Annotated in this window: 1 protein-coding gene; it reads right to left on the bottom strand. The window is 74.9% G+C overall.

What is annotated here, in order from left to right; all coding sequences use genetic code 11:
• A partial coding sequence (locus HKX41_12520) for a protein TolA (GenBank protein ID NNC24959.1) occupies nt 1–251 on the bottom strand: 251 nt, incomplete at both ends.

The following is a 251-nucleotide window of genomic DNA, read 5'->3' as shown; positions in this document are numbered from 1 at the left end:
GCAGGCCGCGCCCAGCGGCACCGAGTCCGGGCGCGTCCACTTGGACTTGATCGCCGACTGCAGCGCCGCCTGATAGCGCGCCAGCAGACCGGTGTCGGCGCCCTGGTTGCCGGCCTGGGCGGCCGGCGTGGTCGCAGCGGCGGTCTGGCTGGCCTGGGTGGCGCGGCGGTCGGCGAGCTGCTGCAGCTTCTGTTCGGCCAGGCTCTGTTCGCGCTGCAGGCGCGCGCGCTCGCGGCGGATCTCTTCGAGCT

It is taken from the genome of Salifodinibacter halophilus, from assembly GCA_012999515.1.
Lineage (GTDB): Bacteria > Pseudomonadota > Gammaproteobacteria > Nevskiales > Salinisphaeraceae > Salifodinibacter > Salifodinibacter halophilus.
The sequence above is the reverse complement of the archived record's forward strand: the minus strand, read 5'-3'. Positions and strand labels throughout refer to the sequence as shown.